The sequence below is a fragment of the Reichenbachiella agariperforans genome (assembly GCF_900142205.1).
Taxonomy (GTDB): Bacteria; Bacteroidota; Bacteroidia; order Cytophagales; family Cyclobacteriaceae; genus Reichenbachiella; species Reichenbachiella agariperforans.
In genome coordinates this window covers 639,230-665,334 of sequence record NZ_FRAA01000002.1, presented here as the reverse complement: position 1 = coordinate 665,334, position 26,105 = coordinate 639,230, and the positions used below count along the sequence as shown (strand labels likewise).

At 43.5% G+C, this 26,105-nt stretch carries 23 protein-coding genes; 11 read left to right on the top strand and 12 right to left on the bottom strand.

The window, feature by feature from the left end; translation table 11 throughout:
* The first annotated feature begins 30 nt into the window (after window positions 1–30).
* Window positions 31–735 carry a DUF4386 domain-containing protein gene (locus BUB99_RS09185; protein ID WP_073121698.1) on the top strand — a complete coding sequence of 235 codons (705 nt, stop codon included), beginning with the start codon at window positions 31–33 and terminating at the stop codon, window positions 733–735.
* 301 nt (window positions 736–1,036) lie between these two features.
* Here the strand turns inward: BUB99_RS09185 and BUB99_RS09180 are convergent, their stop codons facing one another.
* The 8 genes from BUB99_RS09180 to BUB99_RS09145 all read right to left on the bottom strand — a co-directional run bounded on the left by BUB99_RS09180 (window position 1,037) and on the right by BUB99_RS09145 (window position 6,978).
* Window positions 1,037–1,555 (bottom strand): hypothetical protein, encoded by a 519-nt coding sequence (locus BUB99_RS09180; RefSeq protein WP_073121696.1) that lies wholly within the window; start codon window positions 1,553–1,555, stop codon window positions 1,037–1,039.
* 26 nt (window positions 1,556–1,581) lie between these two features.
* Complete coding sequence (locus BUB99_RS09175) at window positions 1,582–2,388, bottom strand: AraC family transcriptional regulator (protein WP_073121695.1); 807 nt, start codon at window positions 2,386–2,388, stop codon at window positions 1,582–1,584.
* A gap of 7 nt (window positions 2,389–2,395) precedes the next feature.
* Complete coding sequence (locus tag BUB99_RS09170) at window positions 2,396–3,349, bottom strand: SDR family oxidoreductase (RefSeq protein ID WP_073121694.1); 954 nt, start codon at window positions 3,347–3,349, stop codon at window positions 2,396–2,398.
* Window positions 3,350–3,383: 34 nt separating this feature from the next.
* Window positions 3,384–3,695 (bottom strand): hypothetical protein, encoded by a 312-nt coding sequence (locus BUB99_RS09165; protein WP_073121693.1) that lies wholly within the window; start codon window positions 3,693–3,695, stop codon window positions 3,384–3,386.
* A 104-nt stretch (window positions 3,696–3,799) separates the two neighbouring features.
* Window positions 3,800–5,008: a bifunctional alpha/beta hydrolase/OsmC family protein gene (locus BUB99_RS09160; RefSeq protein ID WP_073121692.1), complete on the bottom strand. Its 1,209-nt coding sequence runs from the start codon at window positions 5,006–5,008 to the stop codon at window positions 3,800–3,802.
* A gap of 95 nt (window positions 5,009–5,103) precedes the next feature.
* On the bottom strand, window positions 5,104–5,745 hold the full coding sequence (locus BUB99_RS20515; protein ID WP_185117033.1) for a hypothetical protein: 642 nt from the start codon (window positions 5,743–5,745) through the stop codon (window positions 5,104–5,106).
* Window positions 5,746–5,848: 103 nt separating this feature from the next.
* Window positions 5,849–6,268: an SRPBCC domain-containing protein gene (locus BUB99_RS09150; RefSeq protein WP_073121690.1), complete on the bottom strand. Its 420-nt coding sequence runs from the start codon at window positions 6,266–6,268 to the stop codon at window positions 5,849–5,851.
* A 62-nt stretch (window positions 6,269–6,330) separates the two neighbouring features.
* The gene (locus BUB99_RS09145) at window positions 6,331–6,978 is read right to left on the bottom strand and encodes a Crp/Fnr family transcriptional regulator (protein WP_245816818.1); all 648 of its coding nucleotides are present in this window, start codon (window positions 6,976–6,978) and stop codon (window positions 6,331–6,333) included.
* A gap of 78 nt (window positions 6,979–7,056) precedes the next feature.
* On the opposite strand from BUB99_RS09145, the gene BUB99_RS09140 reads away from it, so the two are divergent.
* The 6 genes from BUB99_RS09140 to BUB99_RS09115 all read left to right on the top strand — a co-directional run bounded on the left by BUB99_RS09140 (window position 7,057) and on the right by BUB99_RS09115 (window position 13,227).
* Window positions 7,057–8,682 (top strand): glycerol-3-phosphate dehydrogenase/oxidase, encoded by a 1,626-nt coding sequence (locus BUB99_RS09140; protein WP_073121685.1) that lies wholly within the window; start codon window positions 7,057–7,059, stop codon window positions 8,680–8,682.
* A gap of 35 nt (window positions 8,683–8,717) precedes the next feature.
* Window positions 8,718–9,608 (top strand): ROK family protein, encoded by an 891-nt coding sequence (locus tag BUB99_RS09135; RefSeq protein ID WP_073121683.1) that lies wholly within the window; start codon window positions 8,718–8,720, stop codon window positions 9,606–9,608.
* Between the two features lie 2 nt (window positions 9,609–9,610).
* The gene (locus BUB99_RS09130) at window positions 9,611–10,417 is read left to right on the top strand and encodes an SDR family oxidoreductase (RefSeq protein WP_073121681.1); all 807 of its coding nucleotides are present in this window, start codon (window positions 9,611–9,613) and stop codon (window positions 10,415–10,417) included.
* A gap of 48 nt (window positions 10,418–10,465) precedes the next feature.
* Window positions 10,466–11,233 carry an exodeoxyribonuclease III gene (locus BUB99_RS09125; protein ID WP_073121679.1) on the top strand — a complete coding sequence of 256 codons (768 nt, stop codon included), beginning with the start codon at window positions 10,466–10,468 and terminating at the stop codon, window positions 11,231–11,233.
* Window positions 11,234–11,398: 165 nt separating this feature from the next.
* Window positions 11,399–12,250 (top strand): glycerophosphodiester phosphodiesterase family protein, encoded by an 852-nt coding sequence (locus tag BUB99_RS09120; protein WP_170863768.1) that lies wholly within the window; start codon window positions 11,399–11,401, stop codon window positions 12,248–12,250.
* A gap of 32 nt (window positions 12,251–12,282) precedes the next feature.
* Entirely contained in the window at window positions 12,283–13,227 is a 945-nt protein-coding gene (locus BUB99_RS09115) for a pyridoxal-phosphate dependent enzyme (RefSeq protein WP_073121675.1), read from the top strand.
* Window positions 13,228–13,535: 308 nt separating this feature from the next.
* Here the strand turns inward: BUB99_RS09115 and BUB99_RS09110 are convergent, their stop codons facing one another.
* Together BUB99_RS09110 and BUB99_RS09105 are read right to left on the bottom strand one after the other, a co-directional pair.
* On the bottom strand, window positions 13,536–14,297 hold the full coding sequence (locus BUB99_RS09110; protein WP_073121674.1) for a S1/P1 nuclease: 762 nt from the start codon (window positions 14,295–14,297) through the stop codon (window positions 13,536–13,538).
* 80 nt (window positions 14,298–14,377) lie between these two features.
* Window positions 14,378–15,889: a BCCT family transporter gene (locus tag BUB99_RS09105; RefSeq protein ID WP_073121672.1), complete on the bottom strand. Its 1,512-nt coding sequence runs from the start codon at window positions 15,887–15,889 to the stop codon at window positions 14,378–14,380.
* Between the two features lie 291 nt (window positions 15,890–16,180).
* Between BUB99_RS09105 and mfd the strand changes: the two genes are divergently transcribed.
* On the top strand, window positions 16,181–19,537 hold the full coding sequence (gene mfd, locus BUB99_RS09100) for a transcription-repair coupling factor (RefSeq protein ID WP_073121670.1): 3,357 nt from the start codon (window positions 16,181–16,183) through the stop codon (window positions 19,535–19,537).
* A gap of 25 nt (window positions 19,538–19,562) precedes the next feature.
* Window positions 19,563–20,747 (top strand): hypothetical protein, encoded by a 1,185-nt coding sequence (locus BUB99_RS09095; RefSeq protein ID WP_073121668.1) that lies wholly within the window; start codon window positions 19,563–19,565, stop codon window positions 20,745–20,747.
* 220 nt (window positions 20,748–20,967) lie between these two features.
* On the opposite strand, the gene BUB99_RS09090 is transcribed toward BUB99_RS09095, so the two are convergent.
* On the bottom strand, window positions 20,968–21,375 hold the full coding sequence (locus BUB99_RS09090) for a MaoC family dehydratase (RefSeq protein ID WP_073121667.1): 408 nt from the start codon (window positions 21,373–21,375) through the stop codon (window positions 20,968–20,970).
* A 106-nt stretch (window positions 21,376–21,481) separates the two neighbouring features.
* Complete coding sequence (locus BUB99_RS09085; RefSeq protein WP_073121665.1) at window positions 21,482–21,958, bottom strand: hypothetical protein; 477 nt, start codon at window positions 21,956–21,958, stop codon at window positions 21,482–21,484.
* Window positions 21,959–22,113: 155 nt separating this feature from the next.
* Here BUB99_RS09085 and BUB99_RS09080 point away from each other — a divergent pair, with 155 nt between their 5' ends.
* A complete protein-coding gene (locus BUB99_RS09080; RefSeq protein ID WP_073121662.1) occupies window positions 22,114–24,144 on the top strand; it encodes a DUF3857 domain-containing protein in 2,031 nt (676 codons plus the stop codon).
* A gap of 3 nt (window positions 24,145–24,147) precedes the next feature.
* Window positions 24,148–26,073, top strand: a complete 1,926-nt coding sequence (locus BUB99_RS09075; protein ID WP_073121660.1) for a DUF3857 domain-containing transglutaminase family protein — start codon at window positions 24,148–24,150, stop codon at window positions 26,071–26,073.
* Window positions 26,074–26,105 lie beyond the last annotated feature (32 nt).

Sequence of the window (26,105 nt, the reverse complement as noted above, 5' to 3'; positions counted from 1 at the left end):
GCTGAATTTAATGGTTTCTACTTTTGATGTATGGCATATAAGAGTAGAAATCAAATAAAAATCGCAGGAGGCTTAATCATTCTAGGAATAATTATTGGCATATTAAGCATTGTGCCAACTGTTGAAAGCGATAAATTCCTTGAAGAAGTTTACCCAAATAAAAATCAAGTTTTAACCGGTGGAATATTTCAGTTCTTTTTAGTGCCTATTTATGTTGGCTTTTCGCTTTTACTTTACCCAATACTTAAACAGTATAGCAAAACTCTTTCGATAGGGTTTGTAGGTTTCCGATTTATGGCAGCTACATTTCAATTAAGTGGAATAATATTACTACCAATATTTGTTCTTCTAAGCCAAGAACACTCTTCTGCTTCTACTTCAGAGATAGCCATTTATGAATCAGCAGGAGATATGTTAAGATTGTTTCGTGATTTGACTAATCATTTAGGTGTAATCTTGGCAACAGGATTAGGTAACATACTTTTTTATATAATTTTATACAAAGAAAAACTCGTTCCGAAGTGGATTACAATTTGGGGGTTTTTAGGAAACATAATTATAATGCTAGCCAGTTTCTTAATCATATTTCAATTAATTGAAGTAATTTCAACGGAATATGGATTGATATCAATTCCACTTGTAGTGCAAGAGATCGTGTTAGCAATATGGCTACTGACAAAAGGGTTAATAATAAAAACGAATGCACAATCGAGTAGACGGTTGACGGTCAAATGACCGCCAGTGCCCAACTCGTCCTCGTTTGTAACGAGGACGCTTTTTTTAAGCATTTGCAATGCGCTTTTCTACATTCAGCATGAGGCACTTTCAAGTTAGTTAAAAGCAGAAAGGTTCTCAATCCCTACCCTACAGAACAGATGGGTTTGAAGAATAGCATACTAAAATGGCCGTAAATCTATAGTGGCTAATCTGAGATATGGCGGGGTTTCCAAAGTGCAGAGCAGAGAACTTACATTCACAGCAAAACCGCCATGATTTGATCACAGCATGTTAGCTGTATTGTTTTATCGCTCTATGATTAAAGTTGTGAGTTACCATCTTGATTTACTAAAGTTATTAACTGTTTAGCGTAAGCTTCCATTCTGGCATGGGCAGTACCATCAACTAATAAAATAACTATCATCATGGCAATAGTTGTTATACCAATAGCTCGCCAAGTCGGGGTGTTGATGAAAATAATCAATAACGCTGCTACAATAATAATCACCGGAACAACCTTGAAAACTACCGTGTATTCTTTCAAGGTGCTTTCAGTCCGAGCAATTTCCGAAGTTGAAAAAGCTATCGCATCCCGTTGATACGCCTTCTCAAATTGATTGATTCTTGACTTGTTCGTGAAAAATAATCCAAGTCCAATTGTCATCAGTAAAACACCCGCCACCAGCAATGGAATTACATACGCCTTGGCTAATTCGGTTTTGCCGAGTTGCCAAAAACCTGCGCTTGCTGCAAAAAATAGAATGGCAAAAATGATGAAGAATCGAGTGGAGAAAACCTCTGCTCTGGCCCATTCTTGGGCGACTTTTAATATTTCCATTGGTTTATATTTTAGCGTTCTGTTGACTATTGATTTATATTTCTTGGACTAACACCAAATGCTTTTTTGAAGGCAAACGAAAAGTGAGATAAATTCTCGAAACCTGCGATAAGGTATACTTCAGTTGCTTTTTGTTTTTCGTTGGTGAGTTTGAAATGTGCCAAATTCAATCTTTTCTCTGTAAGCCATTTTCCAGGCGTTTTCTTAAATATCTTTTTAAAGTCTGACTTGAAAGTTGTGAGGCTTCTGCCTGTCAGAAAAGCAAACCGCTCCAATGGAAGGTTATACATAAAATGCTCTTCCATATACTTTTCCAAATCTATTTTACCAATCTCGCTAAATGTACCGAGGATAGAACTTGCTCTTTTATCTACTTCATCAATGATGGTAAGTGCCTCCTGTACTTTGATGGGTACAAGCGATTCTGGAAGTTCGTCTTGCATATCAAAGTAGGAAAACAAGGATTGAAAAAAGCTCTCCAATAAAGGGTGTGCTTTTATGGGTCTTTGCTTGATTATGTTATCATCCCGATTTTCCAAAATAGAACGACTTTGATAAAACCTGCGCAATTCCTCATCGGAAAGAAGCATGGATACAGCTTTAAAAGGCTGATCATCTATCGGTTTTTTAATGACCCGTAATAATTGGTTTTTAGGGACTAAAACAGTGTCTCCAGCTACAAATGTCAGCGTACTTTTCCCATAGGTTAGAGTCATCTCTCCCGAGTATAGAAATACGATGATATGCTGTGGCGAAATATGTTCCCACGTATAGTCTTCCTCTAGCGATCCAGATAAAAATACCCTGCCTATATGGGTTGTAGATGGTTCCATAGATTATTTACACTTTGAATTTTTGCCCAATAGTATTTTCAGAAACGTCCCATAGTCTAGTTGCAACTTCTTTATCTTTTGCGTGGGGTTCTATTTTATGAGCACCAACTGGTCCTGTCCAATTGCCTCGACCTGTGGGGCCATAAAATCCTTTTTGATCTAAATCTTCTTCTGTAGCACACATCAGTTCGGGAAATGCTCCTTTTTCAGCCGACTGTACTAGTGGAGACAACTTCATGAGTTGCCAGATGAACCGGGTCATCCACCCACCACTTGTCCTGATCAAAGACGTTCGGGACGCCCCTGGATGACATGCATAAGTCTTCACATCCGATTTACCTGCTTTTTCCAATCGATTCTGTAGTTCATAGACAGTCATGATCTGCGCCAATTTACTTTGGCTATAGGCAGCATTACCGTTATAGTCTTTGTCCCAATTCATGTCGTCAAACTTGATGGTTTTAAGGCCTAAGTTGTATCCCATACTTCCCACCGTTACAATACGCCCTTTGGATTTTTCAATTAGTGGAAACAGCAAGGCTTGTAAAAGAAAATTGCCATAGTGGTTCGTTCCTAATTGGCTCTCAAATCCATCCTCTGTAAGCACTTGTTTAGGCACTTGGGCTATAGCTGCATTGAGCATTAAAGCATCAATGCGCGTTACCGTTTGCCGTACTTCTTCAGCGGCTTTTCGTACAGAAGCTTTTTTACCTAAATCAACCGTGATATACGAAACTTCAATGTCATTACCTAGCTCGTTTTTATAGGTAGTTATGACATCCTCTGATTTTACAGGGTTGCGATTGAGCATCACAACTTTCGCACCCTTGGAGAGTAATATTCTTGCTGCTTCAAACCCCGTTCCGCTTGTTGTACCAGTAATGAGGAATGTTTTACCACTGAGGTTGCCGATTCTCTCTGGTGTCCATCCTCTTTTTCCGAATTGATTGTTATTGTTCATCTCTGTTCTTCTTTCAATTTATGTGATACAAAGATCAGGAGAAACAAAACGCACAATTTTGTTTAAAAGTCGTATTTACTTTGTTTAAAAGTTGGGGTATGATCATATCTCGCCATTGGCGAGATACTAAAAGCACATCCAAGGGACCAACAGGAGTGTTTAATTCCGTGCAAACTGGAATGACCGGATTATAGGACTCGTCAATATCACTAATTGGAAGACAGTCGGGTTCTTCGAAGATCAAACTTTGAATTGACAGCTCATCAATTGCGGCTTCTTTTTCCAATGGAACTCTTTCGTTCTGGCTGTTAAGAAGGTATGGTGTTCCATAAGCGGTTTTCTTCATATTATAATTCTCTTACCCATAGCGTACATGCAAAATACACAGTGCACTTTATATCTTATATGCTCTATCCAAATCTATAGCTTTTTTTATCTCTCGCTGACTAATCAGTCGGTCAGCGAGGTATTGACCTCCACTTGGCTATGGAGTGTTCGGTGCACTGGACACTTGTTTGCTATCTCTAGCAATCGTTTCTTCTGCGCATCGTCCAAATCCCCTTCTATCTTGATGGTTCGGTCAATTACATCTATTTTGGATTTGTCATCACATTCTTGACAGTCTTTCGCATAGTCTTTCTTATGACTAAGGTGCACATGGACATTGTCTAGACCCCAACCCTTTCGGTCCGCGTACATACGAATCGTCATCGCAGTACAAGCTCCCAGCCCTGACAATAGCAGCTCGTAAGGAGACGGCCCAAAATCATTGCCCCCGACATCTTGTGGCTCATCCGCTCTCAACCTGTGCTTGCCTGCCAATATCTCTGATACATAACCCTCACTCCCGATCTGTACTACAACCTGTTGTTTGGTTTTGAGCTGTATCGGAGCAACTTTAGGGAGATAGCGCTTGGCCCATGTGGCAATCACATCTCCAGCATAGCGTGAGTCTCCTTCGCTCGTAAGCAAGTGATCCGCTCCATCGAGAGACACAAAGCTCTTCGGGTGCATGGCATACTCGTACAGCTTAGCCGCATGATTAATGTCTACGATCTCATCCTGAGGAGAATGCATAATCAAGAGCGCCTCTTTGAGCTCACGCACTATCTCTGGCATGTTTTGACTACTTATATCTTCGAGAAATTGTTTTTTGACATTGAAGGTTCTGCCGCCTATGGATACCTCCGCGGCATCTTGGTTTTTGATTTTTTCGATATCTCCCTGTATCAGGTGACTCACATGCGCTGGCGAAGAGGGGGCTCCTACAGTCGCGACCGCTTCCACACTCTTGATCTGTCGCCCAGCGAAAATCACCGCTGCTCCGCCGAGTGAGTGGCCGATCAGCAATCTCGGTGCTTCGTACGCATCCGTCAAGGCTTTGGCTGCAGCCACTAAGTCCTCAACATTGGAGCTAAAATTGGTATCCGAAAAATCTCCTTCACTCTGACCCAATCCCGTAAAATCAAAACTAAGTACAGCTATGCCCTGATGCGTCAAGGCTTCACTGATATGTCGTACGGCATGAAAGTTCTTGTTACAAGTGAAACAATGGGCAAAAATCGCATAAGCGATCGGGTGCGCATCGATCGGCAATTCGAGATGAGCAGACAGCTCATGACCTTCAGTATTTTGAAAGGTTAATTTTTTGGTAGGCATAGTTGTGAGGTGTTTTCAGGTTTCTAATTTCTGTAAAATAACTTTACTCCCTATTGAGACGAAACACCTAACTATAGGTTTTGGTTCCTATCATTCTACTCGCCAACCTGACTAACGGGCGCATAGTAGATCGCTTCTAAGAATACTCCCCTCTCGGATTTCTTGTCCTGCCTGCTGCGCAACTCACGGATCACTCCACCAAACTGCATGGTTTGGTCTGGCAAACGTTCGGATCCCTTGGCCTGAGCAATCAAAAAATACTCGTCACTCTCATGATCGCGGAGCTCATAGAGGTCATACTGTTCGACGATCGGTATCATGGTAAAAGATGTCACCTTGTCTATCATGATCGGCACCATGATAAAACCCGAAAATTGATCTTTAGATTCTACCCAACGTGTGAAGCCCTTCACCACGACCATGGACGAAGGTTTTGCATGAAGTCTCGCTTCGGAAGGCAACATCTGCTGTGGCGCATGCTTTTGAAACGACTGGACCAAATCCGTAGAAAGCCGCTCCCAAATCTGTTGTTTTTCATCATCAGACAATTGCATCAGCGACATCTCTAGGAACAGCATCATGCGTTCCTTGTCGGTGAATACACCTGCTGCCTTGGCCAGCTCAGAGGTTGATATCTTTCCATCATTAGCCTTTGAGACCCAGTTGTAAAAACGTCCACCGTTATCCAAGGAGGTTAGCGCATCTGTGACATTTGCAAATGGGACAATTGATTTCATAGGGTATATGTTGATGATCGAAACCACAAAGATAACAAAGCCTGACAGACAGACCATGCCTCATTAGCCAGTGTAAAAGCTGCGCTTAACCATTCATATTACATCAGCCTTCTACACGTTTTTTGAGACTTTCATTCATGGCTTTAAACCCATCAAGGGTCCCTGTTTCCAGTTTTTTCTTGAGCACAGCGACCAACAGGCCACTGAATGATTCGCCATGTATCAGGCGAGTATTATTTTTATCCGTTGGTTCCAAAACGAAATAATGCTCTCCGTCGAACAGCCCACGAACGCCCAGTTTTCCTCTCCATCTAAACTCGCGCTTCTCTGATACAGCCAATACATCAGGCTTGAAAGTCATCTCGGGCAGCACAACCTTGATCCGTTGTCCCTCTTCAGCTTTTCCCGATATTTCCCTGACCAATGGGTTCCATTCAGGATAACTATCAAAATCCATGAGTACTTCCCAAATTTTATCTGCAGAGGCATGAATGTCAATTTGAGATTTAATTTCTAGTTTCATTGTTATATTATTTAGTGTTAGGCAAAAGTTGTGGTTATATCGTTGCGGACGCTTGACATAAATCAAGAACTCAGTTTTTTTCTGATTCGGCTCATCGTTTCGGGAGACATCCCTAGCATAGAGGCGAGATACTGTAGAGGTATCTGGTTCATCAATTCCTTGTTTTGATCAAAAAGCTTGAGGTACCGCTGCTCCGCTGACATGGACAGAAAAGAAAACACACGATCCTCGAGACTGACAAAGCATTTAGCAATAATTTGTTTTTCAAGCGCTTCCCAATGAGGAACGATCTGACCGATCTTCTGATAATTAGATTGAGAGATCGTGTACAGTTCGCAATCTGTCAGTGCCTCGATGTTCCACCGAGACGGTGTCCCGTACATTAGACTCGATAGCTCCGCCACGAACTCTCCCTGAGAGGAGATCCACTGTGTTACCTCTTTCCCATCCAGGTATTTAAAAACTCGCAAATACCCAGACTTGACAAAACTGAGTTTGCCACAGAGGGCACCTTCTTTGGTAAAAAAAGAACCTTTGTCGATCATCTCTGATTCGAATAACTCTCCCACCTCCGCAGTATGCACAGGTTCCAGATCAAAACTGGATTGTATATATAATTCTAATTCGGTCATCACGCTGTAAAATACACATGATTTTAACACATCCGATATTTCATCCAAATCAGATTTAACCCTAAATTGTTGAATCATATTATCGCTAGGTTAAGAATTTCGTGCGACGAATTACAAACTCGCAGAATTGATTAATTTCAGCCAAACTATCTAACTATGTCAGCATCCCTACAGATGGAGAAAAGGCACGAAACTGTCAGTGCACTTGAAAACGAATACTTTGACTTGGTCATTGTCGGAGGGGGTATCACTGGAGCAGGTATCGCACTAGATGCGGTGACACGAGGGCTCAAAGTTGCACTCGTGGAGAAAAACGATTTTGCCTCTGGTACCAGCAGCAAATCCACCAAACTAATCCACGGTGGCCTCCGCTACCTCAAGCAGTTCGAATTTGGGCTGGTTCGAGAAGTTGGCAAGGAAAGAGCCATTCTCCACAAACTAGCCACACATCTCGTCCGTCCCGAAAAAATGCTGTTGCCTCTAACCAAAGATGGCAACTATGGCAAGATCATCGCCTCGGTAGGACTGATGGTCTACGATGTGCTCGCAGATGTCGAAAAAGCCGACCAACGCAAAATGCTGTCCGCAGCAGATACCAAAGTACTAGAACCCCTACTTGCAGACAACAACATCGAGGGGGGTGGTCTATACTCCGAATACCAAACAGATGATTTTCGTTTGGTCATCGAACTACTCAAAGCAGCACAAAGCGAAGGTGCCAAGGTCATCAACTATACTGCCTGTACACGGTTCATCCAAAAAGCAGGGGTCATCGCTGGCGTAGAAGTGAAAGACGAACTACTCGGTACCGAATACAAAATATATGCAGACTACGTCATCAACGCAGCGGGTCCTTGGTCCGATGATATCCGAAAATATCAAGAGGAAGTCACGGGCAAAAAGCTGCATTTGACCAAAGGCGTTCATCTCGTACTTCCTTATGAGAAGTTTCCCATCCAGCAGTCGCTTTACTTTGACGTACCAGATGGTCGAATGATTTTTGCGATCCCACGAAAAGACATCACCTATCTCGGTACGACAGATACTTTCTACGATCAGGACCTCAAAGACCTACGTACCACCATGGACGATGTGCATTACCTCATCGACTCGGCCAACAGCTACTTTCCTGCTTTGGGATTGAAAACTGAAGATGTGATTTCTTCTTGGGTTGGTGTTAGACCTTTGATAGCAGAAGAGGGAAAATCCGCTTCTGAAATTTCGAGAAAAGACGAAATCTTCATCTCCGAACAGGGCCTCATCACCATCGCTGGAGGCAAACTAACCGGCTATCGAAAAATGGCAAAACGGGCTGTCGAGACACTACTCGACAGACGGCATGACGACACAGGCAAGAAAATCCCCAAATGCAAAACCAAGAAATACAAACTACCTGGCAATGGCTTCAAATCCCCAAAGGCGATTACCAAATACAAAAAGTCTCTCGCTAAAACCAACTCACACCTGAGCAAAATAGAGATTTCCTATTTGGTCGATCTCTACGGGACACAGACAGACGCCATCATAGAGGCGACCCATAATGGAACGAATATTATAGAAGCCGAAGTAGCATTCTGTATCACAAATGAATGGGTCTATCACCTCGCTGATTTTTATATCTACAGAACTGGACGTTTGTTCTTTGACTTGGAGAGTGTCCGCAGCAGTCATCTAATCGTCGCAGATCAAATGCAAAATTTGCTCGGGTGGTCTGATTCGCAGAAAGAGCAAGAAGTATTAGTTTTGAATCAAAAAATAAAAGAAGCGACAGTATTCGAATAATACTGGAGTCTTCATGATCAAATCAATACGTATAGATGAAACTTTGGGGAATAGATTTAGGAGGAACGAAAATAGAAGGGGTTATTCTAGATTCGGAAACAAAAGAAGTACTGTATCGGGAGAGAATTCCTACTGAGGGAGCCAAGGGCTATCCCCATGTTTTGAACCAAGTCCAAAAACTCGTCAACATACTCCAAGACACGTCTGGCCTCTCTCCCGAAAAAATCGGTATCGGTACCCCTGGATCTACAGACCCCAGTTCTGGCCTACTCAAAAATTGTAATTCCGTCCATCTCAATGGCCAGCCTGTCCATGCTGATCTCCAAAAGATTTTGGGTATCCCTGTCAACATGGCCAATGATGCCAACTGCTTTGCACTGGCAGAGACGCAAATGGGTTGTGTACCTGATACCGCTCCCGATGCACAAGTCGTATTCGGGGTGATCATGGGCTCAGGTGTCGGTGGCGGACTAGTCGTCAACGGCCAGATCATCAATGGTGCCAACGGAATCGGAGGCGAATGGGGTCACAACTTCCTCCACGAGAGCGGTGGTCCCTGCTACTGTGGCAAAACAGGTTGTGTAGAAACCGTCATCGCGGGACCACACCTAGAACGCTACTACTACGAACAATGCGGAAAGAAATTAGGTCTAGCTGACATTATCCAAAATCGATCCTCAGACCCCGTCGCAGAGCAAACTTACAATCGATTGATCCAATACTACGGTCAAGCCATCTCCACAATCATCAACATGATAGATCCCGACGTGATCGTGATCGGTGGAGGTGTTGGCAATATTGACGCACTATATACCGAAGGACTGGAGTCTGTCAAACGTCACATCTTCAACACCGAATGCCATACCAAAATCCTAAAACCCAAATTGGGTGATTCGGCAGGTGTGTTTGGCGCTGCATATCTATAGTCATGAATCAACAGCAGGTCATTTTCATCACGGGCGCATCGTCAGGCATAGGCCAGTCATGCTTTGACTATCTCTTTGGCAAAGGTCACCGTGTCTATGGCACCAGCAGAAGGCCTAGTGGTGACAACCCCTTTCTGTTGAAAATGGATGTCACCAAACCTAAAAGCATCGCTGCGGCTGTACAAACAGTCATTGATAAAGAAGGCCGAATAGACGTCCTGATCAACAATGCTGGTATATCTGTCATCGGTCCTGCAGAACTGACACATCCCGATGATGCACGTCAACAATTGGAAACCAATTTTTGGGGTGTAGTTAATACAAACAACGCCATACTGCCTCACATGAGGCAGCAGAAGTCTGGAAAAATCATCCACATTAGTTCTGTCATGGGCTTATTTGCTATCCCAAATCAGGCCTACTATGCTGCAAGCAAACATGCACTCGAAGGCTATGCTGAAGCACTCCGCATGGAACTGCACCCGACTAACATTCAAGTGGCACTGATCCAGCCAGGAGATTTCATGACCGAAATATCCCAAAATAGAATTTTGTCTATCGCAGACGACAGTACCGAATATCAGCTAGGGTACAACCGTGCCCTAGAGGTCATCGTCAAGGGAGAACGAAATGGTAACAACCCCATCAAAGTTGCCAAGCTCATCCACCGTATCATCCAAAAACCAAAACTCAAACTACGCTACGCCATAGGCAAACCACTAGATCTACTGGCAGCCAAACTAAAACCTATTCTACCCCAACGTTTGTTTCAATGGATCATCATGGATCACTTTCGTCAGAATCGATAACATACCAAAGACATTGCTTATTTTTGATCTAGATAAATAAAAATTCATATGAGTGAAAAAATCGTATCCTGGAATGTCAATGGCATCCGAGCCGCCATCAAAAAAGGCTTTCATCAGTCCATAGATACCATGGCCGCAGACATCATCTGTCTACAAGAAACCAAAGCCCAAGACGATCAAATCCTAGAGGCACTCGGTGAGATTCCCTACCATGTCTACTCCAACAGCGCTATCAAAAAAGGTTACAGCGGCACATCCATCCTTTCCAAAAAAGAACCTATTTCTGTCTCAAGAGGATTTGGAATAGATATCCATGACCAAGAGGGACGAATCCTGACACTGGAGTATGACAACTATTACTTGACGAATGTCTACGTACCCAACTCCAAAAATGACCTAAGTCGTCTGGACTACCGCAAAGGCTGGGACGCAGACTTCAGAGATTACCTCAAAAACTTAGAAAAAACCAAACCCGTGATTGTCTGCGGTGACTTTAACGTCGCGCACAAAGATGTCGACCTAGCTAGACCCAAAGCCAACTATAACAAATCCGCTGGCTTTACTCAGACCGAGATAGACGGTATGGACAACTTCGTCGGGGCAGGACTAATAGATTCGTTCAGGCATCTCTACCCAGACACCGTAGATGCCTATACATGGTGGAGCTATCGAGGTGGAGCTCGCGAGCGAAATGTTGGCTGGAGAATTGACTACTTCTTACTAAGCGAGTCGATGCTCCCTCAGCTGGCAGCAGCAGAAATTCACCCGAGCTACATGGAATCAGACCATTGTCCTGTGAGTATCACACTACAATGAGACGCCTAGGAAGATCAGACTTAACCTAAGCTTAATCCCTTGATGCTCAATTTTTTTGGCACTGACATTAGATATCGACACCTTTGTCTAAACCTCAAAACCATGACTCGTGTTAACTATTGCTTCCTTATATTTATTCTTATAACTAGTATAACAGCCTGCCGAGTGGAAAAACCAGAAGAAACATCTCATCGACCGATAGACATACAAGGTCATCGCGGAGCAAGGGGGCTGATGCCAGAGAATACGCTACCCGCTTTTAGGAAAGCGCTGGAGCTAGGCATCACCACACTAGAGCTTGATCTAGCAGTGACGCGGGATCAGCAGTTGCTGATTTCACACGAGCCCTACATGAACCACTACATCGCACTGGACTCTCTGGGCGAGAGCATACCTAAAGAAGGTGAGCAAAAGCACAACATCTACCAGATGAGCTATACGCAAATCAAAAAATACGATGTGGGATCCAAATTCGTCAAACGATTTCCTGATCAACAGAAAATGGTGGTGCACAAACCACTGCTCGAAGAACTAGTATCACTTGTCAACCAGTTTGAGTCCGAAAATCCAAACAAGGTCATCCGGTACAACATCGAGATCAAATGCCTACCGATGGGAGACAACGTATTTCATCCAACACCAGAGGTCTTTTCCAAACTGGTTTATGATTTCATCATCCAAAACATGAACACTAAGCATGTCAATGTACAGTCTTTTGATTTTCGAGTACTGCGCTACTTCCACGAAACCTATCCCGAAATTGAGCTAGCAGTGTTGATAGAAAACACCGAATCGATTGACAAAAACTTAGAAGAACTAGGCTTTACCCCACAGATCTACAGCTGCTATCATCCATTTTTGGATCAGGAGAAAATCAATAAGCTTCATGATATGAAAATGAAAGTAATCCCATGGACGGTAAATGAAGAAGAGGATATGAAAAAATTAATCCATTGGGGAGTAGATGGGATTATTTCTGACTACCCAGATAGAGTGTTAAATGTAATTGCTAACTAAATTGCCGCCGAGAAAACGAGAATACAATAACTATGGAATTTCCAAGCTTAAGTGACATCAAAAGGGCACACACCCGAATCAGCAAGTATATATACAATACGCAAATCATGACCTCTAGTACGATCAATGAAATTGTCGGCGGTGAGGTGTTTTTCAAATGTGAGAATTTTCAAAAAGTAGGCGCATTCAAGATGAGAGGTGCGACGAACGTGATCATGTCTTACCGTCCAGAAGAGCGACTCAATGGTTTTGCGACGCACTCCTCAGGTAATCATGCGCAGGCTGTAGCCAAAGCAGCAGCAGACGCTGGGGTCAAAGCCTACATCGTCATGCCCTCCAACGCACCGCAAGTCAAAGTCGATGCAGTAAAAGGATACGGCGCAGAAGTCACCATGTGCGAACCTACAGAGGAAGCCAGAGCAGAGGCGTGTAAAAAAGTAATCGAACGTACTGGAGCGATCCAGGTACACCCCTATCACGATACACGAATCATCGCAGGTCAGGCCACAGCTGCCAAGGAGTTCATAGAAGAGCAACCTGAGCTAGATTTCATGATCACCCCTGTGGGTGGTGGTGGATTAGCTGCCGGGTCAGCCTTGACACTTGGTCATGTCAGCCCTACTACTAAAATGATCTTGGCAGAACCAGAAGCTGTCAACGACACCTACAAATCCTTCAAATCTGGAAAACTAGAAGGAGTCAAAGATCCTAAATCCATTGCAGATGGACTATTAGTATCTGTCGGCGAACTCAACTTCGCCATCATCAAAGAATATGTACACGATATCTACTGTGTCAGTGAACAAGAAATCGTTGATGCGATGAGACTGGTGTGGGAGCGAATGAAAATCGTAATTGAGCCATCTAGTGCTGTAGCAGTAGCTGCTTTAATCAAGCACAAAGAAGTTTTCGCTGGGAAGAAGACAGGTATCATCATCACAGGAGGTAATGTCCAACTCAATGAGTTGCCTTTTTAGAAGTAAGAAATCATAAACACAGTGATAGCAGATTAACCCTGCTATTTTTTTGCCCATACGGTTCTACGTTCCTTAAAAAAATAAAGGAATCCGATATTGGATTCCTTTTCAGGTTAGGTTAATAAAGGGCTTGACTACTTGATACCGTATGTCAATTACGTTCTACAAGGTAGTACAGCTACTCATAGTGATCAATACCTATTAGTGCGTATCTTCTCTAGCGCTTAGAAACAAAAAAGCTGTTCTATAAGTATGGGTAATACCCATACTTATAGAACAGCTTCAGATATAATAAACGCTATTATAGCTTAGCCATAAATCTCATTGAGAATGCCTGCTAAACGAACCCCAGCTTTCAACAGTCGATCATTGATCGTCGCGATGTGCTTGTAGTTGTATTCATAAGACAGTTTGCCGTTTTCAGGAATGTCATATATCACTGGGCGAAGATTCATTGACTCCTCGATCCATACATCGATCCCTTGAGATTGTGTTTTTTCCAGTTCTTGTTCACTGATGTGGTTGACCCACTTAGAGTATTCTGTAAAACTGAGCTGCTGATAGTCAATCAACCCACTGTCCCACACGCGGTGCAGGTTAGACTCCTCCCACATGAAAGTCACCTTGACATCATTGCCTCCTTTGTCTTCACCGTTTCCTACATGTAGCGGCTGGTGAATGTCAGCCACCAAGTGTACAAGGTATTTCAAGTTTTCTAACTCGGTACCGTAGGTGAATTTCTTGGTTTTCAGTTCCTCAATCAAACGATTGATGGTTTCTACAGCATCTCCTTCTTCTGGCGCTTCGCTATAGGTTTCGCCATCAGGAACAGTACAATAGTGCCATGGCGACATATAACCCATGTCTTTGTCCGACCGGACAAAATCCATATAGTTACCCACCATATTGAGGTGCTCATGTTTGAGTATCTCGTGTATCTTTCCCTTCGCCTTTCTGTCTAGATGCCAGTAAGCAATATCGCCCACGACACGGTGACCCGTTTTCCCCCAGCCAAAAGCCATCAAGTTTGAGAAAATTAGCGCGATTACTAAGAAGCTTTTAAATTTCATGTTGTTAATAATTTTTTGATAAAGATTCGAATATTACACGGGTCGATCAAGCGGTCCAGCGAAATTAATAAATACTTAAGTCAGTTCTTTACTTTTCTAGATCTGATCATCAATACGACTGCTGACATACTCACCGCAATCATGAAAAATAAGATTGGGAAACCTCCCAAAATAGAGGTCATTTTGATACCCTCTATGCCGACAGAACTAACCATCACCCAAGCAACCAAACCAATCAAAACACCCCAGATGACTTTTATACGAACAGGTGCCTCTATCTGATCCAGAGAAATCCCAGACGTGCTCAATGCGCTCATCGCCGAAGTATTAGAATCCGCTGCGGTAACATAGGAGAGAAAAATTAACAAGACGAAAACCGTACTCACGACGATAGCAAATGGTAAATCTCCCAATACTAAATACACCAAACTTTCAGGGCCATTGGCACGAAGCGACTCACTCAGCACCCCTCCTTGATTAAAATCCATGAGCAGTGCACTCCCACCAAAAATCATCATCCATACCGCACCAAAGATGGACGGAATCACGAGATTGAAAATGATGAATGTCCGCACTGTGTATCCTCTAGCAATGCGACCCAAAAACACCGCTGTAATGGGCGTCCATGCGAGCCAGTTGGCCCAGTTGAAAACCGTCCAGCTGTTAAACCATTTTTGACCCAAGACATTGTCTAGATTCAAACTTCGTGAAACCATATGCGCCGCATATTCGCTCACACCAGATAGACCCAGCTCTAACAAAGCCCAAGTCGGGCCTGCCAAAAACACAAAAAGCGCCAATAGAATGAACAAGCGAATATTGATATCTGATAGTATACGAATCCCCTTCATCAAGCCCGACACAGCCGAGACTATGAACGTTACCACGATAGCCCCAGTGATCAGTGCAAGACCCCAACTCGTTTTGCTCCAGCCTAACAAGTGATCCAAGCCACCCATCACACTCAGCAAACCTGCCCCCAATGAAGCTGCCATACCAGCTACGAGCCCATATAGACATACGATATCAATGAAATTCGAAACATTTGGGTTCATCTGATCAGCAAACAATGGGCTGACCATCGAACCCAAGCTGAATGGCTGTCGGAGATTATAAAAGCTCACTGCGAAAACTAAACCTGCCAAAGTATAAATCGCATAAGGCGTGAGTGTCCAGTGCATCATCAATGAAGACATAGCAAAGGTCATGGCTTCTTTCGATCCAGCGGTTATGCCCAAATTCGGAGGTGGAGTTGAAAAATGAAAAATCGGTTCAGCAACTCCCCAAAACAAAATGCCCGTAGCGATCGTCGTACAAATAGTCACAGCAAACCACTTCCATTTGCTCAAAATTGGTCTGGCATCAGAACCGCCTATACGCCAGCGTCCCAACTTAGAAAAGTAAACCACGATGACCAATCCAAGAATCAATAATGCCGTCCAAGAAAATAATCCACTAAAATGATCGAGTATCCACTGATTAGCGACCTGTAGCGTCGAGACAAATTCGTCTCCATACAGCTGACTCAGCAGCACCGTGAACACTAACAAAATGATGGGAGGAAAAAATACAGTTCGGTTGAGGCGCTTCAAAAGAATGGAATTGATGGAAGAATAATGACCAAAATCTAAAACTATATCATTTATAGCCGTAAATGAAATCAGCACGCCCTAGCGAGCGTGCTGATTATACTAACCTAACCTTAATCAGTGAGTCTCTTTTGACTCACAAAATCAATAATACTAACTAGAACTTATTACTTAACTTCTTATATGTATTTGAGCGTATAAGGTTTCGAGATACATGACATTAATCGCCAAAGGGTCGTTTAATGAAACATATTAGTCGTCAAATGGACATACCTTTGTCCCAAATTTTTTCGAGTGAAGAGCAAAGATCTACTTACCATCTATAAAGCTGACAGCCAGGTAAAAGCCATCGCTGAAAGCATCAAGCCAAACGAAAACGTTCATGTGAGAATCAAAGGTTTGGTCGGCAGTATGGATGCAGTCGTCGCAGCGGCAGTTTTCCAGACCAATCACCAAAATCACATTTTCGTCCTGCACGAAAAAGAAGAGGCCGCCTATTTTCACAACGACCTACAAAATATACTCGGTGACAAAGAGGTTCTGCTTTTTCCATCCTCCTACAAAAGACCATACCAGTTCGAAGAAACGGAGAACGCAAACATCCTTATGCGTGCCGAAATTCTCAATCGAATCAACAACAAAGCATCGACTGGTGAACTGATCGTCACCTATCCCGAAGCGCTCACCGAAAAAGTAATCAACAAAAAATCACTGGTAGAAAACACTTGGACTGCCAAGGTGGGTGAATCTATCGATGCGGATTTTTTGAGTGAGCTGCTCATTACCTATGGATTTGAAAAAGATGACTTTGTCTACGAACCAGGACAGTTTGCGATACGTGGTGGTATCATCGATGTGTACTCTTATGCAGGCGAACTTCCCTACCGAATCGAATTGTTCGGAGACGAAATAGAAAGTATCCGAACTTTTGATCCCGAGAGTCAGCTCTCCAAAGACAAGCTCAAAACCGTCAACATCATCCCAAACATCCAGACCAAACTGCTCGAAGAGCAGCGGCAGTCCTTCATGGACTATGTCCCCAAAAATTCGAAAATCTGGATGAAAGATGGACAGCAAACACTGGATATCATTGACAAGTATTTCGAAAAAGCCAACGACAGTTTCGGTGCGATCATGGAGGCCAGTGACCAATCGAGCATCGTACTCAAACCTGATCAGCTGTTCGAAACGAGCGAGAGTTTTAGTACCGCGATCGAAAAGTACGCCAAAATCGAATTTGGCAATCGCTACTACAGCAAGGGCGGTCATGAGTTCCAGTTTGAGATATCAGGACAACCTTCGTTTCAGAAGAACTTCGAACTCATGGCAGACAGTTTTGAGAGCTATCAAGAAAAAGGCTACTCGACTGTCATCGCTTCAGAATCAGAAAAACCCGTTCAACAACTTCAGTCCATCTTCGAAGAGATCAACCCGTTTATCAAATTTGATAGTTTGATCCTGAGTCTTCGCCAAGGCTTTATAGACAACAATCAGCAGGTAGCCATCTTCACAGATCACCAGCTTTTCGAGCGCTTTCACAAATACGCGGTGCGCCAAAAGCACTCTAAGTCCAAAGCCCTTACCCTGAAAGAACTCCGAACCCTAAATCCTGGAGACTACATCGTACACGTCGACCATGGAATCGGGCGATTCGCAGGACTAGATATCGTAGAGGTCAATGGCAACAAACAAGAATCCGTCCGCATCATCTATCGCGACGATGACTTGCTCTACCTGAGTATTCACTCCCTACACAAAATATCCAAATATAGCGGCAAAGAAAGTGCCCCGCCCCAAGTGAGCAAACTAGGTTCGCCTGAGTGGGAAAACAAAAAGAAAAAAGTCCGCAGCAAGGTCAAAGACATCGCCAAGGAGCTAATCGCACTCTATGCCAAACGAAAAGCCGCACCCGGTTTTGCGTTTTCAGAAGATACCTACCATCAGGCAGAGATGGAGACGTCCTTCATCTACGAAGACACCCCAGATCAAGCCAAAGCCACCGAAGATCTAAAAATCGACATGCAAAAAGCCCATCCGATGGACAGGCTCGTGTGTGGTGATGTTGGGTTTGGAAAAACAGAGGTAGCGATACGCGCTGCGTTCAAAGCAGCCATCGAAGGAAAGCAAGTCGCAGTACTCGTCCCCACGACGATACTCGCGATGCAGCACTATCACACATTCAAGTCTAGATTGGAAGGGTTCGCAGTAGAGGTAGAATACATCAACCGTTTTCGGACGACCAAAGAAATCAAAAACGTACTACAGCGTGTCAAAGAAGGTAAAGTCAATATCCTGATCGGCACCCACCGCATCGTCAACAAAGACGTACAGTTCCAAGATCTCGGGCTACTCGTGATCGACGAAGAACAAAAATTCGGCGTGAAGATCAAAGACAAACTCAAAGAGATGAAAGTCAATGTGGATACGCTCACACTCAGTGCGACACCTATTCCGCGTACACTTCACTTTTCGCTGATGGGTGCACGAGACCTGAGCATCATCGCTACCCCACCACCTAACCGCCAGCCCGTGACAACTGAGCTGCATGTATTTAGCGAGGAGGTCACACGTGACTCTATCAGCTACGAGCTACGCCGTGGTGGTCAAGTATTTTTCGTGCACAACAAAGTCAGTGATATCGAGAGCATCGCCAACCTGATCCATCGACTCGTACCCGATGCACGTGTCGGTGTAGCCCATGGCCAGATGGAAGGGCCTAAATTGGAAAAAGTCATGCTCAAATTCATCGAAGGAGAATATGACGTCCTCGTCTCTACCAACATCATCGAATCGGGACTAGATATCCCCAATGCCAACACCATCATCATTAACTCAGCGCAAAACTTCGGCCTATCCGATCTACACCAGATGAGAGGTCGTGTCGGTCGCTCCAACAAAAAAGCGTTTTGTTACATGTTTACCCCACCTACTTCCAAACTATCGTCCGATGCACGCAAACGACTCAGTGCACTGGAAGAATTCAGCGATCTGGGCGATGGATTCAAAGTTGCGATGCGTGATCTCGATATCCGTGGTGCGGGCAATCTGCTAGGGGGAGAACAGAGCGGGTTCATCACCGATATAGGTTTTGATATGTATCACAAAATACTGGATGAGGCGGTTCAGGACTTGAAAGAAAACGAGTTCAAAGAACTCTTTGCTGATCAAAAAGACGATTTGATGAAAGCGCTGATCAATGACTGTGTCATCGAAACGGATTTGGAGATTTTGATCCCAGAAGACTATGTCAAAAACATCACCGAGCGACTCAGCCTCTACACACAGCTCGACAACATCGAGTCCAACAGCGAACTAGCAGTATTCGGTCAATCAGTCGAGGATCGTTTTGGCAAAATCCCTACGTCTGTACTTCAACTCTTCGAAACAGTGAAACTGCGCTGGCTTGCTATCGATCTTGGTTTCGAAAAGATCGTGATCAAAAACGGTCGCATGCGGTGCTATTTCCCTCCCCAAGAAAATGAAAAATACTATTCGTCTCCTGTATTTGGACTGGTGATGGGCTACATACAGCAACACCCGAAGGATTACCAAATCAAGGAAATGAAAGGTAAATTGATGCTAATCATCAAAGATGTAGAGGAAATAGAAGTAGCTATTCGACAGCTTGACAATATTCGAAGTTCATTTTGATGCTTGAAAACCCAAAAGTAGCCGCGTGACAGCAACCACTGACTTAGATAGAAAAAATCAACCTGCCGTTTGGATCATTCTAGTCACGGCAGTTCTAGCTTATACGTTTTTCTATGTGGTCAATGTCTCACTCGATTATACATCTTGTAAACTGTGTGATGCACATCAGTACGAGAAGTTATATTCGTATTTTGAAACGGGGCGTGTCAGTGTGATCAATCATCCATTCTACAACCGACCCCTGGTTCCTCTCTTAGCGAGCCTTGTACCAGGAGATCAGATGGGGCTTGCTTTTGATTTAGTCAACTTTCTGTTTTTCGTAGGCAGTATTTATATGCTGGTTCAGTTATGGACTTATTTGAAGATTCGTCCACTGTATCAGTATGTGGGTTTTGGCTGGCTGATTTTGCACTGGACAGGTATCATCCGCTACAATCATTACGACAACATCACGGTCGATGTACCGCTGTATTTTTTTCAGAGTATGGCACTCCTCTTTTTCTTTCAGGGTAAGTTCAAACACTTCTATTGGCTGATTCCTCTAGCGCTACTGCAAAAGGAATCGTTCTTGGCGGTGATGGTTTTGCTGACGGTCGTTCATTTTATTTTCGCGGAAAGAGACGACCGTTGGCCTGAAGGAAAACACTTACTCCTATCGCTCGTCCTCGGGATTGCTATCCAAAAATCCCTGCTGGCACTGATGCCAGATCAGTCGGATCAACGATCCTCACTGATGGCGCTACTCTACCATGGTCGATTGGTCGTGGACGATCCCAGCCGAATCATTCGTTGGTTTGCAGCCTTTGGGTCTGCTTTTGGGCTTTTGCCTTTCGTGGTGCTTTTTCGTTTTCGGTTTTCGAGATTGAAGAACCAGCAGTACGGTACATTGATTCTTTTGAGTCTGTGCTACTGTGCCTTTGGGATGTTGGCGGGTGAGGACATGACCCGCATCCTATTTTTGGGGTTTCCCTTCATCATGACTTTGACACTCATAGAACTATCACGGGTATCTCGATGGATACTAGGCAGTGGACTGCTACTGAGTTTGGTTTCTTTGCGGCTAGATCACTTAGCGATCGATTATCGCTGGGCGGTAGACTATGCTAACCTTGAGTATGTCTATGGCTGGGCTAGCTACTATGCGGTGGCGTTGGTGGTTTTTGCTGTGGTTTATTTCTGGAAGGAAAAGAAACAGGACTCGGTCAGTTAACAATTCTAATTAATCAGAGCCTGTACACAATACTAGACCTCATGCTCTCGATTCTGCGCCACACCCGATCTTCATTTCTACCGTCATACCCCGACGTAAGATCGGGGTATCCCTAGTGTTATGCAGACTGATCGAATTATCTAATAGCTCCTTCGTCACTTTGGTAAATGACGGTGATGAATAGAGGAGCATGAGAAAAAGTATCTCGATTAAACTAGTCCTAAGGCAACTTATCCAAGTGGCGAACTTGTGCTTCGCCATCTACTACGAGCTTGTTTTTCTCCTTGTCGAAAATCTGCGTTTTGATCGTACCCGTGTGTTTGCCTTCTACGGTTTCGGTGATTTCTAGGCGTACCTCATAGGCTTGGTCTGGATAGACTGGGCGTTTGAACGACAAGTTTTGTGACAAGTATAGTGTGCCTTCTCCGGGAAAATCCATACCCAGTACTTTGGAAATAAATGAAGCCGAGAATATCCCGTGTGCGATCGGTTTTTTGAAAGGTGTCTCTGCGGCATATTCTGCATCTAGGTGCAGTGGGTTTTTATCACCAGACAATTCGGCGAATGCCGCGATCTGATCTTGAGTAATCGTAAAATCTGTCGTGTATTGGTCTCCTACTTTCAGCATAGTTCAAAAATTTATCGGCAATAATAAATGATCCTTTGGGCAATCCAACAAGGTATTACTTTTCTAATCGGTCAGTTCCTCGATGCAAGAAACTATCGCCCGGCGATTAGTCCATTCTGATCTGAACACCATCATACTCGTCATCGGCAATACCGTCTCCATCCCAATCAAGAGTAGAGCGAAAACGCACTCTGTCTCCATTGTATTCGAAATCATAAAATGTCTTTCCAGATTCGGTCAGCATAACAAGCGAGTCGTTTTGAATCCACCACTGGCCATAGGTAGTGTTCATCTTCTGACCATCTAATGTATAATACTCGGACTCAAAAGTGCTATCGGCATGGAAAGTCGTCTCTATCGGTTTTATTTTCAGTACTTGCTCCCACTCGCCTTCATTGGCACGCAGGACAGAGTCTTGCTTCTCCAGTCGCTTCATGGTTACCAGTAAAGAGACATTGGTCCATGTACCAATGAGGTTTTGTTCACGTTTGATGTCCTCTTTTTCGCTTTGACTCTCTTTGCGCTCAGACGAACAGGAATACAAAACTTGCACTAGAAGTAAAATCGCTACCCATTTTTTCATATGCATAAAGGTATCTTACAATACCCAGTAGACAAAACGTAATGCAGAAGCACCTAAAGAAATCGAGATTATTTTAACGTTACGAAACAAGTCCTTATTTGGAAATCGTTAGTGGAATTATTTTATTGCAGATTACAAACAACGCTTTTCATACCATGGCCAACTACATTTCGATCCTTTTGCTAATTTCGACATTCTTTATTTTCAACCCTTCTTTCGCTCAAAAAACGCCCGTCAAATTCGGGAAGATCAGCGAAGAAGAACTAGCCATGACGCACTATGCGCTAGACTCTTCGGCCAGTGCCGTAGTACTCTGCGACTATGGTCAATCGTACATGGACTATGGTACGGATCAGTTTCAGGTAATCCACGAACGCACGACGCGCATCAAGATTTTGACCAAGGACGGATATGATTATGCCAACCACTCGTTTCAGTTGTACAAGCAATCCAGTGCAAAAGAAACGTACAGCCAGCTCAAAGGCTATACCTACAACCTAGAAGATGGCAGCATCGTCAAAACCAAACTGGAGAAGGAATCTATCTTCGAAGAAGAAATCGACGAAAACCATGACAAAATCAAGATAACCATGCCTGCCGTCAAGGTCGGTTCGGTGATTGAGTTTACCTACCGGATTACTTCAGACTTTTTGTTCAATTTCCAAGGGTGGCAATTCCAATATTTTATACCCGTGGCTTGGAGTGAGTATAGAGCCAAATTCATTGATTACTATAAATACCAAAAAGACTTTCAAGGATACCTACCAGCATACATCAATGAATCCTCTAGTGGCAATCAAACTTTCAGTGTTAGAATAGATTCAAAACTAACGCCAGGGGTCAATGGTGGACGTACTTCTAGCAGTACTAAATCCTATGATGTGAGATACAATGAAGAACGTATCGTCATGAAAGATGTCCCTGCATTTATCAAAGAACCCAACCTAACTACACCAAATGATTTCATATCGATGATCAACTATGAGCTGGAGCTCGTAGATTTTCCTGGTTCGATAGCCAAAAGGTATCGTGGCACCTGGGAGTCTCTCAACAATGAGATGTTAGAACACGACTATTTCGGTGATCGAACCAAAGGAGCGATACTATTGAGCAAACGTGTCGTCACAGAAAACACAAATGAAACAGACTCTGACTCAGAAAAGTTAGCAAAAATCTACAGACTCATCACCAACCAAATGACTTGGAATGGTATATCCTCTAAATATGCTAGAGAAAGTGAACAGAATATATTTGAATCAGGAAAGGGCTCTTCAGCTGATATCAATTTCTTATTGATCAATTTCCTAAACCGTGCTGATATAAAAGCTGAGCCAGTACTGGTGAGTACACGGTCACATGGCATGGTCAAAGAATACAACGCCACTACGAGCCAGTTCAACTATGTAATTTGCAAAGCTTTGGTGGATGATAAATATATTTTGCTAGATGCTACCGAAAAATACCTCCCCATAGGGGTACTCCCCACACGCTGTATCAATGGGCGTGGCTACACCATATCCAAAGACAACCCTGGCTGGATAGATCTCCACAGCGAGGAAAGTGATGCATCGAAAATCACTGGCAATATCATACTCCGTGAGGATGGTATGATCGAAGGGCGACTCAACAAAGCCTATGGCGGATACAATGCTTTGTCGAAGCGCAAATCATACTTTTATGATGGAGATGAAAAATTCAAAACTGACATTATCGAAAAGTCAAATTGGGAAATCGATAGCTTAAGCATCTCCAATACGAATGACATTTCACAAGATTTTATTGAAGTGATTCAATTCAATAAAAAGGCAGAGGCAGATGCCATGGGCAACATGATCTATTTCAACCCAATAATCACAGGCCGGTTAGAAAAAAATATTTATCACTTACAAGAACGAACTTATCCTGTAAGTTATCCTAGCTTGGTTCAAGAAGATTACTATGTCTCTTTTGAAATTCCCCAAGGCTATACTATGGAAGAAATCCCTGAATCTTTTAATCTCATGATGCCTAATAGGGCAGCTTCTTTTACCTACAAAATCATTCCTCAAGGACAAAAATTTGTCGTATTTACACGATTCAAAATCAATAAGACACTATTTGTACAAGATGAATACCCGTACCTCAAAGAGTTTTATGCACAGATGATCGCCAAACTCAACGAACAAATCGTATTGAAAAAAGCCTAAACGATGAATTGGAAATATAAAAAATGGATGAGCTGGTGCTATGTAGCACTCAGCTCATTTTCTTTGGCACAAGCCCAAACCTATCGAATCGATCAAATCCCAGATAGCCTCAAAGAAAATGCAAATGCAGTATATCTCCTTGACGAAGTGACCTTCGAAATCATCGACGAGAAGAAAGCAATCTACCACAGCCATCAGGTGATAGCAATCCTAAATGCCAAAGCCAAAAGACTGGCGTCCGAAACCATAGGCTATGACAAACTCACCAAAATCAACTCGTTTACAGGAAAGCGCTACAACCAATTTGGCAAATTGGTCGCCAAATCCAAAAAATCCGATATCTACGACAGAAGTGCTACATCGGGAGGCACGATCTTCGACGACAGCCGCTATCAACATTTGGATCTGACTCAAAATCAATACCCATACATTGTAGAGTTCGAATATGAAGAAGAACGTGCATACACCTATTCGATACCGGATTGGTACATTAGCCCCACTTCAAATCTAGCAGTTGTAGAGTCAAACTATACAGTCATCGCACCAGATGAACTACAACCAAATTTCAAACTCGTGAATACAAACAAAACACTCAACATAGTCAGTCAGGACGGAATCACCACGTCGAGCATTTCTTTTGCTCATGTCAAAGCTGTGGAACACGAACCCTATGGGCCACCTGTCTCGGATTTTACCCCCGTGATTTACGCTTCTCCTTCGGCGTTCCATTATGATGGATACAGCGGTGATTTCAATTCGTGGCACAACATGGGACTGTGGCAGCTTAGACTCAACCAAGGAAGAGGGGACCTAAGCCAAACGACGATTCAAGAGGTCAAAGCACTCACCACCAATCTCAGTACTGACGAAGAAAAAATCAAAGCAGTCTACCAATACGTCCAAAACAAAACACGCTACGTCAGCATCCAACTCGGTATAGGTGGTATGCAGCCGTTCCCTGCCAGCACGGTAGATGAATTGGGCTATGGTGACTGCAAAGCACTTTCCAATTATACGCACGCACTATTGCAAAGCATCGGGATAGAATCCTACTATACGCTGGTCTATGGTGGAGATCGTCCTCCTGTTAGACAATTAGATTTTGATTTCCCTGTAGATGTTTTCAACCACATCATTCTGTGTGTCCCCAATCAACAGGACACGATCTGGCTCGAATGCACGAGTCAAACCAACCCCTTTGGCTACCAAGGCGAATTCACCGGGGATCGTGATGTACTACTGATCACCCCCGAAGGGGGAAAAATTGCACATACCACCATCTATGACAAAACTGTCAATCGCCAAGAGAGCTATGCCACAGTCCAGATACTAGAAGACGGAAATGCAACGGCAAACCTTCAAATCAAATATTCGGGTTTGCAATACGAAAACGGCAACCTAAACTGGATCATCAATGATGGTGATGAAAAACTTGAAAAATGGATATATAAAAACACGGATATTTCTGAATTTCAAATCGTTGATTTTGATTTTGTCGAAACCAAAGACAAAATCCCTACGATCATGGAGACCGCACAGCTCAACATACGTTCATTGGCTGCAGATCAGGGCAAACGGCTCTTCCTCTCCCCCAACCTGATGAACCAATGGAAAACCAAACCAAAGCGTGTCACCAACCGCCAGACCGACATGGTATTGACCTTCGAGTACACGGACACAGACAGCATCGTCTATCAGTTACCCGAAAAATACCACATCGAGTACTTGCCAGAGGGCATAAGCATTGAGACACAGTTTGGCACCTATCAGAATAGCTATCAGTTCGAAAACCACCAACTGATCTACACACGGAGACTAGAAAAGAACAAAGGTCGATTCTCCAAAGAAGCATACGAGGAGTACCGCCAATTCTGCAAAGACATCATCCAAGCCGACAAAGGCAAGGTGGTATTTGTGGATAAAACCTGAGTTTTCCACTGGAGTGATTTGGTAAAGAAAAA

Coding starts and splice junctions, on each gene's coding strand:
- BUB99_RS09185 (WP_073121698.1), top strand. CDS start 31: ATGGCATATAAGAGTAGAAATCAAATAAAAATCGCAGGAGGCTTAATC.
- BUB99_RS09180 (WP_073121696.1), bottom strand. CDS start 1,555: ATGGAAATATTAAAAGTCGCCCAAGAATGGGCCAGAGCAGAGGTTTTC.
- BUB99_RS09175 (WP_073121695.1), bottom strand. CDS start 2,388: ATGGAACCATCTACAACCCATATAGGCAGGGTATTTTTATCTGGATCG.
- BUB99_RS09170 (WP_073121694.1), bottom strand. CDS start 3,349: ATGAACAATAACAATCAATTCGGAAAAAGAGGATGGACACCAGAGAGA.
- BUB99_RS09165 (WP_073121693.1), bottom strand. CDS start 3,695: ATGAAGAAAACCGCTTATGGAACACCATACCTTCTTAACAGCCAGAAC.
- BUB99_RS09160 (WP_073121692.1), bottom strand. CDS start 5,008: ATGCCTACCAAAAAATTAACCTTTCAAAATACTGAAGGTCATGAGCTG.
- BUB99_RS20515 (WP_185117033.1), bottom strand. CDS start 5,745: ATGAAATCAATTGTCCCATTTGCAAATGTCACAGATGCGCTAACCTCC.
- BUB99_RS09150 (WP_073121690.1), bottom strand. CDS start 6,268: ATGAAACTAGAAATTAAATCTCAAATTGACATTCATGCCTCTGCAGAT.
- BUB99_RS09145 (WP_245816818.1), bottom strand. CDS start 6,978: ATGATTCAACAATTTAGGGTTAAATCTGATTTGGATGAAATATCGGAT.
- BUB99_RS09140 (WP_073121685.1), top strand. CDS start 7,057: ATGTCAGCATCCCTACAGATGGAGAAAAGGCACGAAACTGTCAGTGCA.
- BUB99_RS09135 (WP_073121683.1), top strand. CDS start 8,718: ATGAAACTTTGGGGAATAGATTTAGGAGGAACGAAAATAGAAGGGGTT.
- BUB99_RS09130 (WP_073121681.1), top strand. CDS start 9,611: ATGAATCAACAGCAGGTCATTTTCATCACGGGCGCATCGTCAGGCATA.
- BUB99_RS09125 (WP_073121679.1), top strand. CDS start 10,466: ATGAGTGAAAAAATCGTATCCTGGAATGTCAATGGCATCCGAGCCGCC.
- BUB99_RS09115 (WP_073121675.1), top strand. CDS start 12,283: ATGGAATTTCCAAGCTTAAGTGACATCAAAAGGGCACACACCCGAATC.
- BUB99_RS09110 (WP_073121674.1), bottom strand. CDS start 14,297: ATGAAATTTAAAAGCTTCTTAGTAATCGCGCTAATTTTCTCAAACTTG.
- BUB99_RS09090 (WP_073121667.1), bottom strand. CDS start 21,375: ATGCTGAAAGTAGGAGACCAATACACGACAGATTTTACGATTACTCAA.
- BUB99_RS09085 (WP_073121665.1), bottom strand. CDS start 21,958: ATGAAAAAATGGGTAGCGATTTTACTTCTAGTGCAAGTTTTGTATTCC.
- BUB99_RS09080 (WP_073121662.1), top strand. CDS start 22,114: ATGGCCAACTACATTTCGATCCTTTTGCTAATTTCGACATTCTTTATT.
- BUB99_RS09075 (WP_073121660.1), top strand. CDS start 24,148: ATGAATTGGAAATATAAAAAATGGATGAGCTGGTGCTATGTAGCACTC.